The organism is Candidatus Babeliales bacterium (assembly GCA_040879965.1).
In the GTDB taxonomy this organism is placed as follows: domain Bacteria; phylum Babelota; class Babeliae; order Babelales; family JACPOV01; genus JBBDJI01.
Window position 1 is genome coordinate 98,315 of record JBBDJI010000007.1, and the last position, 17,117, is coordinate 115,431.

Here is a 17,117-nt window from a genome sequence, read left to right on the forward strand (position 1 = left end):
ATGCATTTTGTTATTTCTTTTTAAAAGATCCCGAAGATATTTAAGCATCTTCGGGATAAGAATTTAATTTATTGAATGTCTTTTTATGATAGGAGAATTTAATTTTATAGGAGAGAGTTTATTTTGTTTTTCAACAGTTTTTAAATACGAATTTTTATTAACAATTGTTGAAAATTGCTCTTTGAATTCTCCAAAACTATAATTCATTTTATCTGGTTCTACGTGAGGTAAATATATATCAAGTTTTGAATTAAGCAAAGTTTGTAAAAAATAATTCATTAGAAACTTTAAAGTATCGTGATCTTGAATATCAATATTATCTTCTAATTGTTTAAGAACTTTTTCAGATGATAATTGATTAAGTTCAAAGCAGATATGCGCAACCAAAAAAGAAAAAGAAAGAGAATGATAATAATCTTCTTTTTGTATATTATGTTTTTTAAGACAGATTTTAATTTTATGATCTATTTCTTTAAGTTCATTATAAAAACTATTTGCAGCTTGTTCTGGCAATACAAGTTTAGAATATCTGATGAAATTAGATAAAAACATAAGATTTTCATTATTAATATCTGCTATAGCCGTTTCTATTTGTGAAGCTTTTCGCTTTGATTTGGATATAATTAAATTTCTTTCCATTCCATTTATCAGAAACGCGTTAAAGAAACATAAAAATAATAAAAATTTAAATTTCATTATAGATCCTTGTTTAATGACAAAAAAAAGCTACGCATTTATAAATGCGTAGCTTTTAATTTTAAAGTTAAATTATGAATGAGGATTATTGATTGGATTAATACAAATGTTTTTTGAATGTCCTAAACCAAATTGACCAGTTATATGCCCAAAACATACATTGAGGACTTGACGCTGATATTCTGATAAATTTTCATTCTGTAAGTTTTCTTGTCTCATGAAACCAGCTACAGGTAGAAAAAATGCTTTTGTTTTATTTTCTTTAAAGCTTTCTTGTCGGTGTCCCCATTTTCCTATCTTATTAAACCTTGGATAATTTTTAGATTTACGAGAAAGCTCATCAAGCATTGCTTTTTTTTCTGCAACCTCTTCCTTATAGGATCCCAATAAATCTTCTATAGATAGAGAAAATTGATTATTTACTATATTTTCCATAATTTGTAAATGTTCATAATACATTTCTCTATAGATATCTTTGTACCTTTGTTGATCAAGTTTACGTTGTTTTAATTGTTTAATTTCATCAAAAGAAATACCGAACAATGAGCTTGGGAGTAAAGTAGCTAAGCCCATAATCAAGCTTAGTTTGAAATAGATTGTTTTATTCATCGTAAAAAACTCCTATGAGAATATGGTCTAATTCTATTTGAAAGTATAAGTTAGAAACCCCCTTATGTCAAGGGGGTCTGATTGTCGTGTAATTTTCAGGTTAAAAAAATCACTTATCTTTAGTTAACAATTCGACATTCAATTTAAGATGCCTAAATTTAGAAATTAAAAAATTTAAATTCATCTATATTTTCTTTAATTGAATAATACATAGCCGATTGTTTTTCTGGATCAAATTGAATGCTCGTTATAAATTTTATATTTTTACTTTTTTTATTTTAAATTTACTTATATCTAATTCTTTTTCTTGTACTTTAAAATCATTTATATCTAATTCTTTGCTTTTCTTTGTAATTAGCGCGATTGTTCGAATGTTACTAATATAATTGTTTACTAATGGTTTAAAGCGAAATGTATCGGCTAATATATTTTGAAAAACATATAGTAGTTTGTTAAAATCTTGATTTTCTTCTGATATATCTATTTGTTGCTCGGATATTTTCTTTAAAATATTTTTGTTTAATTCTGCAAAGCATTCTGTAATAAGCTTATTTTTGAATTTTTTCTTTTGTGATTTTTTCTTTGGATATTTGCTATTGGTTGGAGATAATAAAATAATTTTTTTTGCTATTTCCGGAAGACTTTTTTTAAATGCTTCTATATAAAAATCTTCTGGAAAACCTATGTTTTTAAAGCTACTTTCTATACCTCTTATTACATCGTTTGCTTCATTATGAATACTAGTTTGGTATTTTTCAAATAATTTAGGTGTTAAAGAACGCCGTTTTATTTGATCGATATCTTTTATAAATGAACCGTTAGTATCTTTGCTTTCAATAGTGGGATTGGCGTTAATTGATAAAGAAACAAGTAATAAAGCATATAAATTATTTTTGCTTGCAAATTTCATTATGGAAACCTCTTGGTTAAAGTTATTTTTCAATTTTCTTCTTATTGCAGATGGAGTATATCATTAATAGCGATATTGTAAAGTTATTATTAATGATAAGGCGAATTTAGTTTTTTTAAGAAATTACTCAAATGAGATTGCACCACTTCTTGTGCGAGTGATTTTTGATGTACTTTTATTTTTTTTATCAAGTATGACTAGTTCCGCTTGTTTTAAAGATTGAAAATATTGATGTTGTGCAGCCCAATTTTTTTCTAAATCTCGTTGGAGGTAAAAATCTTCAGCAAGTAAAAGTATAGGTATTAATTTTTTTGCACGATACAATTCTTTTTCTTCTTTATGTTTTTTTAATAAACTAGGCCAAATTGCACTTTGTAAATGCCAGAATTTGCACTTAGATTCTATTGTCTTATTTTTTATTTGTTTATTAAATTTAAAGCCATAGGTAATAAATATAGTTTGAATAATATCAAAACAATTTAGATAAAAATAAGTATGGCAATAATATAATTCTTTTTTAGTAGAGTTGGTTGTTTTTTGTAGAGCTTTCATTTTCTTTGATGTTTTTTGTAGTAAATGTGATCCAAGATTGGATAATTTTTCTTGAAGGATATTATTAATTTCTGATTGATCGATAGTTTTAGTCGGATGATTTTCTTTTGCATTTTTTTCAATATTCAAAATAAGATCCGATATAAGACCTGATATTTGGTACATAAAGTTTAGCACGTGTTTATGAGTAGGTTTGGGACTTTCTATTTGGTTGCAGAGAAACTCTATTTCATTTTTTTGTTTTTCTAGTATTTTGGTTAATTGTAATTGAGAATAATTATCGACCGAAAGAGAGCCTCTTTTGGTTGCTGTTAATTTATTTTTTTGCTTAGATTCTTCCATTGGATAGGTGCTCACCCAAAAAAATAATAAAAATAGATATAGAAATTTGAGTGTCAATTTCATATTTCTTTTCCTTATGGAATTCATAATATTAATTCCTTTTAAATTGTTATCACAAAAAAACTATTGCTTTTTCTAATTGAATTATCTGGTTGATGGCTTACAATAATAAAAAAAAAATTTTCCCATGTAAAGTAATGTGTGGGAAATACCTTTAAAAAAAACCAGAATCCAGTATTATGTATTAAACATTTAGTAGATGATTAATTGGAGAGATGGCAGAGCGGACGAATGCGGTTGCCTCGAAAGCGATTATCTTATGAAAATGAGATCGTGGGTTCGAATCCCACTCTCTCCACCAATAGACATAATAAATAAGTAAGCAAAAAATAGGATTTTTATGTTTAATTTTAAGCGCATCATTATTTTTTTCGGTATAATTAGTTTAAATAGTACCATTTTTCCTATGGTATATGATAATCGTTTTTTTCCGTTATATGAGCACATTTATTCGCGTACCAAAGAAAAACCATCGGTATTCATTGGTGATCTTTTTGTAATGACTGCAAATGATGCTGCAAAGAATAATGATGATAGTATTGGTATTCCGGAAATATTAGGAAACTATGATTTAAATAAATTGGCAAATGCCATTGTTGATCTTGGCAGACCAAATCCTTTTATTGGTACACAGTTTGAACAATATCTTGGTAGAGAAATTCCATATCGCATGAAAGGGAAATTGCAAGCGCAGGGTCTTGCATTTGCATATTATCAAAGCCTTACCGAAAACGTAGGAATTGGAGCCACTTGGTTTGCCATGCATGTTTTTTCTCGTATAAATTTTATGTTAGCAGAAAATACGCTGGGTTTGACTACGGAACAAGTTCGAGAATTGGATGCGTTACGACGTTGCATGCAAAACTCAATTGGATTGGAGGCGCCAAAATGGAGTAAATCTGGTTTTTCTGATATCGATTTATATTTAAGGTTTGGCAATATTTGGAATTATACTTATAAATTTAGAAGAATTGATGCAGGCGTACGTACAGGTGTTATGATTCCAACTGGTGTGCGGCGAGATGCCAATAATCCCGCTTCTGTTCCTTTTGGTGGTGATGGTCATTGGGGGATATATTTAGCAAGTGATCTAGAAATAGAATTTAAAGAAGATTGGATTGCCGGTTTTTTATTCCGTTTTAATAAACGTTTTGGACGGAAAAAAATAGAACGACTTCCATTGGCAGGAGAGCAGCCATTATTTGGTGCGTTACTTGGAGAAGCTCATATAGATCCTGGTATTACTTTTATTTTTTGCCCTTATCTACGTTTTGAAGATATTCGAGATGGACTTGGCATTCAAGCAAAATATACGATAGTTACTCATTTTGATGATTTAATTAAAGATGCACGTGTAGGAACGCCTTCACCAGAACCAATGTTGCAACCATGGATTAATGTAACCGATTGGACTTCAGAATACTTGACTCTTAAAGTTTTTTATGATTTTGCTAGAGTGAGAGTTGATAAGTATTATGCACCAGTATTTTCATTAACATGGGATATTCCAATTCAATTTTTCTTAACTGAAAGAGTGAGCAAAACGAGTCGTGTTGCATTAGGAATTAAATTTAGCTTTTGATTAGCTAGGAGAGGTTCATGAGGTTTAAATTTTTACCGGCCAAGAGATTATTTCAGTTCTTTTCTAATGATGTTGCCATAGATTTAGGTACTGCTAATACGCTTGTTTATGTACGTAACCGCGGCATTGTATTAGATGAGCCTTCGGTGGTAGCAGTTAAAGCGAATACGAATCAAGTTTTAGCAGCAGGAAAAATGGCAAAGGATATGCTCGGAAAAACACCGGAAAGTATTATTGCTTGTCGTCCATTGCGTGATGGAGTGATCGCTAATTTTGAATTAGCCGAAAGTATGTTGCGTTATTTTATTCGCCGTGTTCATGATAATAGACGAACCTTAATTAGCCCACGTATGATCATTGGTGTTCCTTCTGGTATTACGCAAGTAGAGCGACGTGCTGTAGAAGATTCGGCAAAGCAAGCAGGTGCGCGTGAAGTTTATACAATAATGGAACCAATGGCTGCTGCTATAGGAGCGGGATTGCAGGTTCAAGATCCTTCAGGAACCATGATTGTTGATATTGGTGGCGGTACTACAGAAGTTGCTGTAATCACATTAAAGGATGTTGTTTTTTGTAGATCAGTGCGTGTTGGTGGTGATGAAATGGATCGTTCAATAGTGCAATATATTAAACGGAAATATAATTTGCTTATTGGTGAGCGTACTGCAGAACAAATTAAAATTTGTATTGGTACTGTAATGCCTGAAGCAGATTCTACGACTATGCAAGTTAAAGGCCGAGATTTAGTTACCGGTGTACCAAAAACCGTTCAATTAACAAGTTTGGAAGTACATGAAGCATTATTAGAAACTATAGCAACAATAGTTGAAGTAGTGCGTGTAGCCTTAGAAAATACACCGCCAGAATTATCTTCTGATTTAGTTGATCAAGGTATTACAATGGCTGGTGGTGGTTCATTATTGCGTGGACTTGATACTCTTATTTCTAAAGAAACTGGATTGCCAGTAAAATTAGCAGAAGATCCATTATTATCGGTAGTAAAAGGAGCAGGTAAAGTCCTAGAAGAATTAGATTTTTTTAAAGAAGCATTAATGTGAGGCTTTGTTGAAAAACATTCAAGGTATTCCGGTTAAAAAAAAATTTGGGCAACATTTTCTCCGTGATCAATCAATTGCTGATCATATGATTGAAGCAGTTTCATTAGATTCTTCATCTTCAGTATTAGAAATTGGTTGTGGAGATGGATTTTTAACCCGAACTATTTTGCAGGCACCAATTGTACGTCTCTGGGTTTTTGAAATTGATCCTGATTGGGTAAATTATGTAAAGGATACCATTCAAGATGATCGTTTAATGGTTTTTCAAGAAAATATTCTTGATATAGATTTTACAAGGTTAGAAGCACATAAGCCATGGGTTTTGCTTTCAAATTTACCCTATCAGATTACTTTTCCCATATTACATTTGATTAAAAAGCATAGTGATTTATTTGCAGAAGGTGTAGTAATGATGCAAGAAGAAGTTGCTCAAAAAATTTTGAAAACTTCAGGAAGAGGTTATGGCTATCCTTCTTTATTTTTTCAATATTATTTTGATTGGAAGCTATTAGATAAAATACCGCCAGATGCTTTTTTCCCACCACCGAAAGTTGATTCGCGTCTTTTATATTTTAAGCCTAAAAAATTTGTAGAGCCCATTGAACAAGAAACCGAATTTTGGAAATTTATCAAGGCTTGTTTTCATTACCCACGACGCACATTGAAAAATAATTTGCAACAATCTCATTATGATTTAAGTAGCCTTTCTCCCGAAAGGTTAGTATTACGTGCACAACAATTAAGTATGGAAGATTTTTTAAATATTTGGGAAAAAATTAGGCAATCGGGTATTTAAACCGTTGATGCCCCATGCGCTGTACGTTGCGATTAGATAACCACCGTTTTTTTCCATTCCGTTTAGCTTCATTAATTTTAGCATTATATATTTTTTTGTTAAAATTATCGGGTCTATATAATTCAGCTTTTTCTTTTGCCATTGTTAATTGTTCTACGGTTAAGAAAGGTAAAAAATATTCTTTTTTACTCAAAAAGTCATAAGCAATTAATTGTTCATAACTTGGGTGTACTTCTACAGAGATATTTTTAGTATTTGGTAAATGCTGCTGCAATTGAGATACGATATAAGGAATTATAATTGCCAAAGGCAATGGATAAAGAGGAAAATTTTTACGAAAATTGACTGGTGTCCATCCAAAAGACCATAATTCAGAATGGCCAGGATCAGCAGTGCGTAAATGCTTACGTTTTTTTATTGCAATCATACGTTCATCAGCAGTTTGTGGTTTGCGGTCTTTAGTTAATGCTGGTCTTTTCATCCGAATATTAATTTGCACTAATTTTTCTGATACAGGAAAATCGGATCTTTTTTTAAAGATGCGATTAGAAAACATACGATTTACCGAAAAGCAATCCATTCTTTGTACGCGGTCACCATAAGAATAACAATGGTAAATTTTTTTGAATATTGAACTATTTATTAAATAATCCGTTTCTGGCAAAATTGGTACACCAATTAGAATGAGTTCATCAATAATTATTTTTTCTTCTTTTTTATATCCTTCAGATTTATATATTTCAGCAAGCTTCAAAGCTACGTTGCCACCATGGCTATAGCTTACAATGCGTATTTTAGGTTTTACACTTTTTTGTTTTATATTAGGTAATTCCTTGAGAAGTTGATCATAAAAAATTTTTGCTTCAAGATAACGCATGCGAGGGCTTAATAAACCAGACCAACCAAAAGTATAATATTGATTTTTCATTTGTTGGCCGGCATGCAAATACATATCATCAAATAATTGTGCATAAGCTGAAGCGGCAGCGCCTTTTTGAATAAGTGAAGCATTAATTTTATGTAAACCAAGATCTTGCATGGGATGATGTTGATAAAAAAATTGATCTCGTCGTGTTAGCTCTATGGTATGTGCATAAGTAGTATTCGCAATCTTATCTCTAACAAATTTGACTACGTTTGGAATATTTAAATATGGCTTAACGCTAATAATACCGTGTATAAATATAGTTATCCATTCTTCTAATTGAGCAATATTTTCTACTATTTTTTTATCTTCTAAAATAATTGATTGGGATGGTGCCAAAGATTCTTTTTCTTGAAGTTCTTGTTGTCGTGGCACTAAAGAAAGAGTGATCAATAACAAAATTAATAAGGATAATTTTTTTGCAGCAATTGTTTTCATATATCCAATGGCTTTAATGTATAGAGCCTCTCTTTCATAGTTTAATATAGCGTTCTCCATCACTATGTATACACAATAATTTTATCATTCTGCAATCATCTTTAATAATTTAAAAATAAAAATGAGATATTTTACTCTTTTATAAAGCGAGGGATAATAAATCGTAAAAATAATGGCATTAAAGAAAGAGAGCTTAATAATATAAGTGCTAAAATAATTAAGGGAGAAAAAATATCCTGCAATTTGTTAACATGTTTTAGCTGTTCACCTAAAAAAGAATAAATCAAAGTAGCGGGCATGATGCCAAGAGCAGTGGTCCAGCTAAAAGTAAATATTGATATTGTGGTAAGCCCAGCAAGAATATTAACCAAAAAAAAAGGCATGATGGGAATTACGCGTAAGGTTAATAAATAATAAATACCAAATTTTTCAATTTTCTGATTAAAATTTTTTAATTTATCTTTAAAATGTTTTTGCAATATTGAACCTATAATAAATCTTACACTTAAAAAGGCAATAATAGATCCTGCTATTGCCCCAATAATAGTGTAAATAAATCCGGGAAGAGTATTAAATAAAAACCCACCAATTAAAGTAATTGATGCTGAGCCTGGAATCAAAAAAGCAGCTAATAACAAATATGTACCAATGTAACACAATACAGAAAGGAGGTAGTGTTGATTTGCAAATGCTATAACAAGAGTTTTATAATATTGAAAAACATCAATATTAAGATACTGATTTACATCAAAATAATAATATAATGATAGAGCAAAAATGATTAACATGAGTAATAAAAAGCGAAAAGAATGTATCAATTTCAATTTTTCCCTTTTTTAAAAAATTAAGGTAAATGAAAAGAAAGTGGTATAATTAAACTTTGATTGATTGCCAAATAAATTCTGTGCAATAGGGCCCTGAAATAAAACTTCGAATAATAAATTTTTGCGAGTCCAAGAAATTAAAGGGCCAAAAAAAATAACATTGCCGCCCGTATTTTCATCAATGATACCATTAATTTTATCTTGCTTTTCATAAATACCTGTAAGATCTAAGTTTATAAATAATTTTGATGAACCTTTATTCATGAAATTAATTGCACGCCCAAAAACAAGTTCATATTCATAAACACTTCCGGGCTTAAATCCTTTGCGCTTAGTAGTTAATAGTGTATCGATATTTAAGGCGGCATACCAATTATTAGAATAATGTGCAGCAGAGATATTGAATACGATATCAAATGTACCAGTACCAAGTAAAGGAATAGCTAAGCGGTCGCCAGTTGGAAATTTCATGCCACCCATAACTAATAAACTATGTGGACCATTTACAAAAGGTTTCCATTCTACAGTAGCAATTATATCTCCTAAACCTCTAGATATTCCTTCAGCAGCAGCATTCTTTAGAAAAATTGGTATAAATAGCTCTACTCCAATATCTTTAGTTAACCCATACGCAAATTCAGCTGCCCAGATAAGTTCTTTTTCTTCACCTGCTTTGATATATTCAAGCGTATTTTGCAGAATCCAAGCTCCTTTTTGGGTGGTAATTCTACCACCCAAACGCTCGCCAAGCGCTTCTCCTATTAATGGAGGTAATTGAGGATACGCAGTTGAATGGGTAATAAATAAGCTAAAGAAAAAAAAATACTTTAAATAGTTAAGCAGATAATCTTGCATTAAAACTTCCTTTCTTGCTTTTTTCTATCATAAAGGTATTTTTTTGACGCTTCAATATCAAAAAATGGGGATAAATAAAAAAAGCCACTTTATATAAAGTGGCTTAAAAAAATTATAAAAAAATTATTATTTACGGAGCGATTCTTTTAGTGTATCAACATATAGACCAATGATTATGCCTAGGCGTGCCCCTAATTCAAATGTGCTTGCTTTTTGCCCAGCGATCATATTTCCTTGATATAGTAATTCAGACCAAAAACAATCATCATAAGGTTTAGCTTGTGCAAGCTTGTAGACTGGTAAAGTTTCTATTTCTTTAACAACTTGTTCTACTATTTTCCAGCATTCTTCGTCGCAAGATAAAATAATTGAACAAATTTCCATTACTATCGGGCATTCTTCTTTTTTGTATGCTTTGGTAATATGGTTAGCTTTTGCAATTATTTTTGTTTTTGCATCCTGCCATTGAAGTGAATAAGTAGAAGTGCTCATAGTAACTAAGGCAATAAAGGCTAGTTTTCTTAACATAAGAATCCTTTGAATAGAAGATTTTAATAGGCATTAGTATAAAAAATTTTTTTGAGTTTGTAAATTTCATCAAGGTAAAAAATCAAGTCAAAAATTTTTTTCAGATTAGCATATTTTGCTCTTACAAAAGTAAAAAGAATTCTTGAGCTTTACATGATTAAAATCATATAGTGATTCAAAGGAGAAGCATGAATCAGATTTTAATGCGCTATTTAATTTTATTTAAGCATCTGTTTAAATCAAGCATTCAATTAACTTATGGTGTTTGGAAAATATCACATTTGCCTGCACCAATTGTGACTATATTTGGTGGTGCACGGTTAAAACAAACTGATTTTTTTGCACAAAAGGCGCATGAGTTGAGCCATCGATTAGTGCAGGCAAATATTTCAGTTATTAGTGGTGGCGGCACTGGTATTATGGAGGCAGTGAATTGTGGCGCAATTTTTAAGAAAACAGAAAAAATGAAAATGCGAACTTTAGGGATCACTGTGAAAGGTTTGGAGCCTCTAAATGTTTGTGCAAAAAATTTTATAACGCTTGATCATTTTTTTGCACGAAAATGGTTGATGATTAATTACTCAGTGGCTTTTGCAGTTTTTCCTGGAGGTTTTGGTACGCTTGATGAATTTGCGGAAGTTATAACTTTATTACAAACGCAAAAATTATTACCAGGTGTTCCCGTAATACTATTTGGAAGAGATTATTGGGATCCATTTATGAATTGGCTTCATGAATCTGCCTTAAAATATGGCTTAGTATCGTTAGAAGATATTAACTTGATACGCATTACTGATGATGTGTATGAAGCATTTTGTTTGTTGCAAGAACGCTGCGAACTATGCAAGAAATGTATTGCTGAATTAAACAATAAATGGGAGCAAAAATGAATTGGCAAGTAATAAAAGATGCTTTTTTTTATCTTGGCAATTTCCCTACCTATGTATATGGCTTATGGACTTTACATCGAATAAATAAACCAATTGTGACAATCTTTGGTGGAAAGCGAATGAAACAGGATTCAATATATTACAATCAGGCTTTTGAGCTAGGAAAAAAATTAATTGCCGCCGGTTTTGGGGTAATTACGGGAGGTGGCCCTGGTATTATGGAAGCGGGATTATGCGGTGCACGAGAACAAGGAGAAAAGTATTCATTGGGAATTGGGGTTGCTGGTGTTGATATTGAATTTGAATCGGTATGCAATCAGAAAACCATTTTTTTGCATGATTTTGCACATCGCAAACAATTGCTTATTTATTATTCAGTAGCATTCATAATATTTCCAGGAGGGATTGGTACATTAGATGAGCTTTTAGAAGTAATGAATTTAATGAAAACAAATAAAATTAAAATAATGCCAATTATTTTAATCAACAAAGAATATTGGCAATTGTTTTTAAATTGGTTTCAAATGGCTGTTAATAAAGGATATGTTAATAAAAAATATGCTGATATACTTCATGTGACAGATAATATTGATGATGTTTTAAATATTTTAGCCAAAAAAACTAAAGGAGCACATGGGTGATGAGCATATATGGATTTTCTTAGGAGTTACATCAGCATTTTTTGCCGCATTAGTAGGCATTTTTAATAAACTTGGGGTGGCTCATCTTGATAGCACTTTAGCAGTAATGATTTATACTTTTCTTACTTTTCTTTATCTTCTTTTGATAACTATTTTTAACAAAAAAATTTATCTTCTTTGGCATATTGATTCTCAGTCTTTATGTTATTTGTTTTTATCTGGATTATGCGGTGCTTGTTCTTGGCTCGCTTATTTTTTTGCATTAAAAATTGCACCGATTTCTCGGATAAGTATCATTGATCGTCTTACAATGATTTTTTTAGTATTGTTATCAATTGGGTTTGGGGAGCGTTTTTACTGGAAAACACTTATTGATTTATTAATTATAATGATAGGAATAATTTTTATTTTTTTAAATTAATATTTTTTTAAATTTAAGCGTTTGAGCAAGTTTTTCAGGAGATTGATAAAGAATAGTGTTAAAACCACATTCTCGCGCCGTATTAATATTTCTTTTATTGTTGTCAATAAAAATGCATTGATGAGCTGAGAGATTAAATTTTTTAATAAACTTTTCGAATGCTTCATGGTAAGGCTTTTGAATCCAATTATCATTTTCTTGTGCTACTGCAACATCATCAAAAAGATTTACAATATGCGGAAAGCGTTGTTTGAATTGTGCAAATGTACGCTGACCAATATTTGAAAATAAATACAGTGGGTGACCTTGATTTTTTAATTCTGCTACCAATCCTAATGTATCATCAATAGGAACCTGTTCATTCATCATATTAATAATAACATCAACGAACGGAGAAAATTTAGGATATTTTTTGGCAGTGCTTACAATATAATGTTCTGGAACGCGACTTGTAGTGAGTAATTGAATAATATGCTTTATAAAAGAAGGTGATAAAAAAAAGCAGAGTAAATCGATCCGATAACAATGCCTAACAAGATAACGGAGAATTTTTGGATAATTTTTTTTTACGAGAACATCATGTAAGTCAAAAACAAAGATAGCCTTATTTGGATTGGTATTCATAAATAATCCCCCTAACCCCAGCATTATCTTTTTTCATGCTACTTAATTCCTTTAAGAAAGGTAAAGGGTTTTAATGTAAATTTAGACAAAGAAGGATATAATTCATTCTTTTTGCTTATCATAATAATAAGAAAAATACAGCTTTAATTAAACAACTACTTTCAGAATGTATTGGTTTTCGATTGTCGTTTGATTAAAAGGTCCTTTTGCTTTTTGCCAAATTCGCTATACTAATAATAAAAAACACCTGTTTTTAATGATCGGAGAATTATATGAGCAAACGTTTTGCTTCTTCTGTTTTTATACTGCTATTTACTAGTGTATTATTTATTGTCAGTGGTATCAAAATAAACATGATTTGGGGATCTAGTTTTTCCTTTTTATCAGGGTTTAATTTGGTTGGGCCTTTGGCAGGGATCTTTTTAGGGCTACCATTTGCCATATTAATATTAGCCGTGAAATATCTTTTTAAATTATACATTTTAAGCGGCAACTTTCTTAACCCATTGCTTTATTATGTGCCAACTCTGTGTGCCATGGCATATTGGAAAGATAAATCAAAATTAATAAGACTTTTTCTTCCTTTAGTATGTATGGCTTTATTTGTGATTCATCCAATTGGTAATGCCGCGTGGTTTTATTCACTTTATTGGTTTATTCCTTTGGTAATTTACTGCTTGCCAACACAAACAATTTTTACCCAATCTTTAGGTAGTACTTTTACTGCGCATGCTGTTGGAACAGTATTGTGGCTTTATTTTGGTTCAATGAATGTTGAGCTTTTTTATACACTGATGCCAATTGTATTTATTGAACGGCTGTTGATCGCAAGTGGCATGACTATTATGTATTACTTATTGAGTGCGGCTCGATCTAGCACCCAAAGGTTAGCAAATCGAGTACATTTATATCTTTATGCATAAAAAAATTGATCGATAAAAAAGGAAGCATATGCAGCATCTAGCCTGTATTATGGATGGCAATCGTCGATGGGCAAAAAAAAATAGTTTAAGACCATGGCTAGGACATCGAAAAGGTGCTGAATCTATTCGTGAAGTAATCAAATTTTGTTTAAATAACAATATTCATTATTTATCTTTATTTACTTTTTCAATTGAAAATTTTAATAGATCTAAGCAAGAATGCACTTATCTTTTTAACTTAATTACACAAGAAGCTCAAAATCATTTAGGTGAATTTATTCAAAATGGTATACGAGTACGATTTATTGGTAATCGTGCATTATTTCCTGAATCAACTAAATCTATAATTGAGCAATTAGAACACAAAACTGAACAAAATACGCAATTGAATGTGAACTTTTTATTTTGTTATGGTGCTCGTCAAGAAATTATTGATGCAATCAAAATGGTTGTACGTAAAGTGAAAGCAGGCTTGCTTGCAGAAGATGAAATCTCTGAAGCATCTTTTTTTGATTATTTATGGACTCGTGGAGTACCGGAGCCGGATCTTATTATTCGAACTGGCGGTGCCGTGCGATTAAGTAATTTTTTATTGTATCAATCAGCGTATTCTGAATTTTATTTTTTAGATTGTTTATGGCCAGATATATCTCAAGTACATTTACAAAAGGCGCTTGGCTATTTTAATGACTGCAAAAGGAATTTTGGTTCATGAAGACGGTTTGTGTGCTCGGTGAAGGTGCTTGGGGTACTGCGATAGCAACATTACTGGCTTCAAATAATATTGAAGTTCAGTTGTGGTGTTATGATAAAAATATTGCCGAAGATATTAAAATCTCTCGCTATAATAATCGTTATTTACCAAATGTTTATTTGGATGCAAAAATTAAACCTATTACTGATATTGCAAAGGCAACAAAAAACGTCTCATGGATTTTTGAAGCTATTCCAGTTAAGTTTTTACGCAAAGTAATTGAAGAGATTAAGCAATATGCGGTAAACGAAAAAAATTGGGTTATTTTAAGCAAAGGAATAGAACAAGATACATTGTTGCTGCCAAGCCAAATTATCGATGATGTATTCAAGATTTCAGTGCCAAAGGCGGTATTATTAGGCCCCAGCTATGCACAGGATTTAGCACATAAAGAAATTACAGCGGTTACGTTGGGTGTCAATGATTGTATGTTAGGCTACTCATTGCAAGAACTGCTTAATAACGATTATTTTCGTTCTTATTTATCATTGGATATTATGGGCGCGCAAGTTGGTGCAGCAATAAAAAATGTGATCACTTTAGCAGTTGGCATGCTTGATGGCGCAGGACATACTGATAATGTAAAAGCATTCATTTTAACACGCGGGCTTACGGAAATGATTACGTTAGCAAAGTTATATAACGGCAGACCGGAGACGCTTTATGGACTTTGTGGTGTGGGCGATTTAGTGTTAACCGCGATGGGTAAATTAAGCAAAAACCGAGAAGTTGGTAGAAGATTAGGTAAAGGTCAAAAATTAGAAAAAATTTTGGATGAAACTGGTTATATCCCTGAAGGAATCAATACCGTAAATTCAGTCCATCAATTAATTGAAAACCATAATCTTGATTTGCCGATTTGTAATGGCGTGTATCAAATTATTAATGGCAAGCAATCAATTGACGGACTTTTAACTTTGCTTATGCAGCGGCCACCTGAGCAAGATTGTGTATTTTAAACTTTAAATTGTTGACCAAGCTCATCGGTTAATATTACTTCTTGACCAATTCTTAGATCTAAATGATCATATTGTTTATTTTTGATGTCTTCAATAAAATCATTTACTGATTGCGGAACTTCTTTTTTATAATCGATGTAGTTTTGTTTTATAGTTTTGGCTTCTCGATACATAAGTTGAATTCCTAGTCCTTTAGCTTTTTTTCTGATTTCTTTTATATCAGCAGAAGCATAGTCCTCACAATTATTAAGAATAGATTTGAACTTATTAAATATCGCTTGAGGTACTCGTTCTTTGCGCATATTTTGTTCATCATCAGATCCAAACCATTGAGGATAAAGCTTGCGAAGAATGGAATGTCCAAATTCACGACAATGAAGTCCTGCATCTTGTACATTTCCTATTCCGTGATTTTCCATTTTGATAAAAATTAATTGCTTTTCTTCATCAACTTTACCAAATAAAATATGGCGTTTATTAGAAACTGGTAAAAAGATATCTTGCTTATCAATATCAATACCATAATGTATATAAGCTTCTTTTTTCTGAAGGCTTTTTACTGAATTCGCAGCATTATCTAAGCCCCAATAAGAAAAAATACTTGATATAAAAGTTGGTTTTGGTTCAACTTTATTACTTTGTTCATAATATTGATTAAAATGGCTTGAAGGCCGCGGATAAGCGGTTAAATTTTGAAAGCAAATAGCAGGGCTTTCAGCATTGATACCTTGATATTTTTTATCTACATAAGATTTTAGAAATTCAAAAATTCCAAAATTGGAATCTTGAATAACAAATGTTCCTTCATTAAATTCTTGATTTTTATTTTCTGCTAATGCATAAAAATAATGCAATAATTCCGTAATTTGGGTTAAATGATCCTTATCTTTCAATAGATTGTCAAAGCCATTGTTATAGTTGCTGTTTTTAATATTGCTATAATGATTCAATCCATTGTTAATTTTCTCAGATTCTAATTTTGATAATTTAACAAAACCGTTTTCTTCAGACATAGTAAGTTCATCTGAAGGCTTTTCATCTTCATTTTCTTGTTTGGCCCAAGGAATTTCACTTGGAACATGAGATTGATTTTCTGAGCTTTTTGGGTCTTCTATTGGTTCTAGAGGATTTCCAATGTTTTCTTGTGTTTCTTCTTCAGTTTCTATTTTAGTATTGGATTCTTCTCGTTGGCTTGAATTTTCAATATTATTTGAATCTTCCGGTGATACAATAATTTCTGGCACTGGAATATTTTCCTTTTTTGGTACAACTATAACTTTTATTTCTGAGTTTTCGGGCTTATTTTTGGGTGCAGTAAAATATTTATATGCAAAATAAGTAACTGGTACCGCAATAGCGGCGCCCACCAAAATAGGCCAATATTTTGCTGATCCTTCAATTTTTTGACTCACTGTTTCTTTGTTAAAAATTGAAGAAATACCTAATTGGCCCCAGCTGAAAGCCTGTGCTGAGCTGGAAATGAAGAAAGCTCCTAAGAGCGAAAGTAAGATTGAACGATAAATTTTATTAAATTTCATAAAAAACCACCATTTTTTAGCTAGATTGAAAGTAATATATAGTGTTATTTTAGCACAGAATCAATCTTTTGCAAGAAAAAGTTTCAAATAGAAAAGTATTTGTTTTCTATAGGGTATATTTGAGTGGGCAATATTCAAATTTTTTGTTTTTTTAGAGCTATTTTGATAGCTTGATATCACGAATTTTGACAA

19 protein-coding genes and 1 tRNA gene are annotated in these 17,117 nt (G+C 31.1%); 10 read left to right on the forward strand and 10 right to left on the reverse strand.

Annotated elements, in window-relative coordinates:
• Positions 1–63 precede the first annotated feature (63 nt).
• The 4 genes from WDZ41_01015 to WDZ41_01030 all read right to left on the reverse strand — a co-directional run bounded on the left by WDZ41_01015 (position 64) and on the right by WDZ41_01030 (position 3,172).
• Positions 64–696 carry a hypothetical protein gene (locus tag WDZ41_01015; protein MEX0939922.1) on the reverse strand — a complete coding sequence of 211 codons (633 nt, stop codon included), beginning with the start codon at positions 694–696 and terminating at the stop codon, positions 64–66.
• A 72-nt stretch (positions 697–768) separates the two neighbouring features.
• Positions 769–1,305, reverse strand: a complete 537-nt coding sequence (locus WDZ41_01020; protein MEX0939923.1) for a hypothetical protein — start codon at positions 1,303–1,305, stop codon at positions 769–771.
• A gap of 256 nt (positions 1,306–1,561) precedes the next feature.
• Complete coding sequence (locus WDZ41_01025; GenBank protein MEX0939924.1) at positions 1,562–2,215, reverse strand: hypothetical protein; 654 nt, start codon at positions 2,213–2,215, stop codon at positions 1,562–1,564.
• A 123-nt stretch (positions 2,216–2,338) separates the two neighbouring features.
• Positions 2,339–3,172, reverse strand: coding sequence for a hypothetical protein (locus WDZ41_01030; GenBank protein MEX0939925.1), 834 nt, complete (start codon positions 3,170–3,172; stop codon positions 2,339–2,341).
• A 206-nt stretch (positions 3,173–3,378) separates the two neighbouring features.
• Here WDZ41_01030 and WDZ41_01035 point away from each other — a divergent pair.
• The 4 genes from WDZ41_01035 (at position 3,379) to rsmA (ending at position 6,605) form a co-directional block, all read left to right on the forward strand.
• Positions 3,379–3,470, forward strand: a tRNA-Ser gene (locus tag WDZ41_01035).
• Positions 3,471–3,509: 39 nt separating this feature from the next.
• Positions 3,510–4,751: a hypothetical protein gene (locus WDZ41_01040; protein ID MEX0939926.1), complete on the forward strand. Its 1,242-nt coding sequence runs from the start codon at positions 3,510–3,512 to the stop codon at positions 4,749–4,751.
• Between the two features lie 17 nt (positions 4,752–4,768).
• Complete coding sequence (locus WDZ41_01045) at positions 4,769–5,809, forward strand: rod shape-determining protein (GenBank protein ID MEX0939927.1); 1,041 nt, start codon at positions 4,769–4,771, stop codon at positions 5,807–5,809.
• Between the two features lie 7 nt (positions 5,810–5,816).
• Positions 5,817–6,605, forward strand: coding sequence for a 16S rRNA (adenine(1518)-N(6)/adenine(1519)-N(6))-dimethyltransferase RsmA (gene rsmA, locus WDZ41_01050; protein ID MEX0939928.1), 789 nt, complete (start codon positions 5,817–5,819; stop codon positions 6,603–6,605).
• Here rsmA and WDZ41_01055 read toward each other — a convergent pair.
• The 4 genes from WDZ41_01055 to WDZ41_01070 all read right to left on the reverse strand — a co-directional run bounded on the left by WDZ41_01055 (position 6,586) and on the right by WDZ41_01070 (position 10,175).
• Entirely contained in the window at positions 6,586–7,968 is a 1,383-nt protein-coding gene (locus WDZ41_01055) for a hypothetical protein (protein MEX0939929.1), read from the reverse strand. The genes rsmA and WDZ41_01055 overlap by 20 nt on opposite strands.
• Positions 7,969–8,099: 131 nt before the next feature.
• Positions 8,100–8,792: a VTT domain-containing protein gene (locus WDZ41_01060; protein ID MEX0939930.1), complete on the reverse strand. Its 693-nt coding sequence runs from the start codon at positions 8,790–8,792 to the stop codon at positions 8,100–8,102.
• A gap of 12 nt (positions 8,793–8,804) precedes the next feature.
• Complete coding sequence (locus tag WDZ41_01065) at positions 8,805–9,647, reverse strand: hypothetical protein (protein ID MEX0939931.1); 843 nt, start codon at positions 9,645–9,647, stop codon at positions 8,805–8,807.
• Positions 9,648–9,773: 126 nt separating this feature from the next.
• Positions 9,774–10,175, reverse strand: a complete 402-nt coding sequence (locus WDZ41_01070) for a hypothetical protein (protein MEX0939932.1) — start codon at positions 10,173–10,175, stop codon at positions 9,774–9,776.
• A gap of 188 nt (positions 10,176–10,363) precedes the next feature.
• On the opposite strand from WDZ41_01070, the gene WDZ41_01075 reads away from it, so the two are divergent.
• The 3 genes from WDZ41_01075 to WDZ41_01085 are packed head-to-tail and all read left to right on the forward strand — an operon-like array spanning position 10,364 to position 12,127.
• Positions 10,364–11,065 carry a TIGR00730 family Rossman fold protein gene (locus WDZ41_01075; GenBank protein ID MEX0939933.1) on the forward strand — a complete coding sequence of 234 codons (702 nt, stop codon included), beginning with the start codon at positions 10,364–10,366 and terminating at the stop codon, positions 11,063–11,065.
• Complete coding sequence (locus tag WDZ41_01080; GenBank protein ID MEX0939934.1) at positions 11,062–11,706, forward strand: TIGR00730 family Rossman fold protein; 645 nt, start codon at positions 11,062–11,064, stop codon at positions 11,704–11,706. Before WDZ41_01075 ends, WDZ41_01080 begins: the two co-directional genes overlap by 4 nt.
• Entirely contained in the window at positions 11,699–12,127 is a 429-nt protein-coding gene (locus WDZ41_01085; protein MEX0939935.1) for an EamA family transporter, read from the forward strand. Before WDZ41_01080 ends, WDZ41_01085 begins: the two co-directional genes overlap by 8 nt.
• Here the strand turns inward: WDZ41_01085 and WDZ41_01090 are convergent.
• Positions 12,119–12,751 carry an HAD-IA family hydrolase gene (locus WDZ41_01090; GenBank protein MEX0939936.1) on the reverse strand — a complete coding sequence of 211 codons (633 nt, stop codon included), beginning with the start codon at positions 12,749–12,751 and terminating at the stop codon, positions 12,119–12,121. The two genes, WDZ41_01085 and WDZ41_01090, sit on opposite strands and share 9 nt — an antisense overlap.
• Before the next feature lie 272 nt (positions 12,752–13,023).
• On the opposite strand from WDZ41_01090, the gene WDZ41_01095 reads away from it, so the two are divergent.
• The 3 genes from WDZ41_01095 to WDZ41_01105 are packed head-to-tail and all read left to right on the forward strand — an operon-like array spanning position 13,024 to position 15,387.
• A complete protein-coding gene (locus WDZ41_01095; protein MEX0939937.1) occupies positions 13,024–13,674 on the forward strand; it encodes a hypothetical protein in 651 nt (216 codons plus the stop codon).
• Between the two features lie 28 nt (positions 13,675–13,702).
• A complete protein-coding gene (gene uppS / locus WDZ41_01100) occupies positions 13,703–14,389 on the forward strand; it encodes a polyprenyl diphosphate synthase (GenBank protein ID MEX0939938.1) in 687 nt (228 codons plus the stop codon).
• Positions 14,386–15,387, forward strand: a complete 1,002-nt coding sequence (locus WDZ41_01105; GenBank protein ID MEX0939939.1) for an NAD(P)H-dependent glycerol-3-phosphate dehydrogenase — start codon at positions 14,386–14,388, stop codon at positions 15,385–15,387. The genes uppS and WDZ41_01105 overlap by 4 nt, the downstream gene beginning before the upstream one ends.
• On the opposite strand, the gene WDZ41_01110 is transcribed toward WDZ41_01105, so the two are convergent.
• Positions 15,384–16,925, reverse strand: a complete 1,542-nt coding sequence (locus tag WDZ41_01110; protein ID MEX0939940.1) for a hypothetical protein — start codon at positions 16,923–16,925, stop codon at positions 15,384–15,386. The two genes, WDZ41_01105 and WDZ41_01110, sit on opposite strands and share 4 nt — an antisense overlap.
• Positions 16,926–17,117: the final 192 nt, after the last annotated feature.

Coding starts and splice junctions, on each gene's coding strand:
- WDZ41_01015 (MEX0939922.1), bottom strand. CDS start 696: ATGAAATTTAAATTTTTATTATTTTTATGTTTCTTTAACGCGTTTCTG.
- WDZ41_01020 (MEX0939923.1), bottom strand. CDS start 1,305: ATGAATAAAACAATCTATTTCAAACTAAGCTTGATTATGGGCTTAGCT.
- WDZ41_01025 (MEX0939924.1), bottom strand. CDS start 2,215: ATGAAATTTGCAAGCAAAAATAATTTATATGCTTTATTACTTGTTTCT.
- WDZ41_01030 (MEX0939925.1), bottom strand. CDS start 3,172: ATGAAATTGACACTCAAATTTCTATATCTATTTTTATTATTTTTTTGG.
- WDZ41_01040 (MEX0939926.1), top strand. CDS start 3,510: ATGTTTAATTTTAAGCGCATCATTATTTTTTTCGGTATAATTAGTTTA.
- WDZ41_01045 (MEX0939927.1), top strand. CDS start 4,769: ATGAGGTTTAAATTTTTACCGGCCAAGAGATTATTTCAGTTCTTTTCT.
- WDZ41_01055 (MEX0939929.1), bottom strand. CDS start 7,968: ATGAAAACAATTGCTGCAAAAAAATTATCCTTATTAATTTTGTTATTG.
- WDZ41_01065 (MEX0939931.1), bottom strand. CDS start 9,647: ATGCAAGATTATCTGCTTAACTATTTAAAGTATTTTTTTTTCTTTAGC.
- WDZ41_01070 (MEX0939932.1), bottom strand. CDS start 10,175: ATGTTAAGAAAACTAGCCTTTATTGCCTTAGTTACTATGAGCACTTCT.
- WDZ41_01075 (MEX0939933.1), top strand. CDS start 10,364: ATGAATCAGATTTTAATGCGCTATTTAATTTTATTTAAGCATCTGTTT.
- WDZ41_01080 (MEX0939934.1), top strand. CDS start 11,062: ATGAATTGGCAAGTAATAAAAGATGCTTTTTTTTATCTTGGCAATTTC.
- WDZ41_01085 (MEX0939935.1), top strand. CDS start 11,699: ATGGGTGATGAGCATATATGGATTTTCTTAGGAGTTACATCAGCATTT.
- WDZ41_01090 (MEX0939936.1), bottom strand. CDS start 12,751: ATGAATACCAATCCAAATAAGGCTATCTTTGTTTTTGACTTACATGAT.
- WDZ41_01095 (MEX0939937.1), top strand. CDS start 13,024: ATGAGCAAACGTTTTGCTTCTTCTGTTTTTATACTGCTATTTACTAGT.
- uppS (MEX0939938.1), top strand. CDS start 13,703: ATGCAGCATCTAGCCTGTATTATGGATGGCAATCGTCGATGGGCAAAA.
- WDZ41_01105 (MEX0939939.1), top strand. CDS start 14,386: ATGAAGACGGTTTGTGTGCTCGGTGAAGGTGCTTGGGGTACTGCGATA.
- WDZ41_01110 (MEX0939940.1), bottom strand. CDS start 16,925: ATGAAATTTAATAAAATTTATCGTTCAATCTTACTTTCGCTCTTAGGA.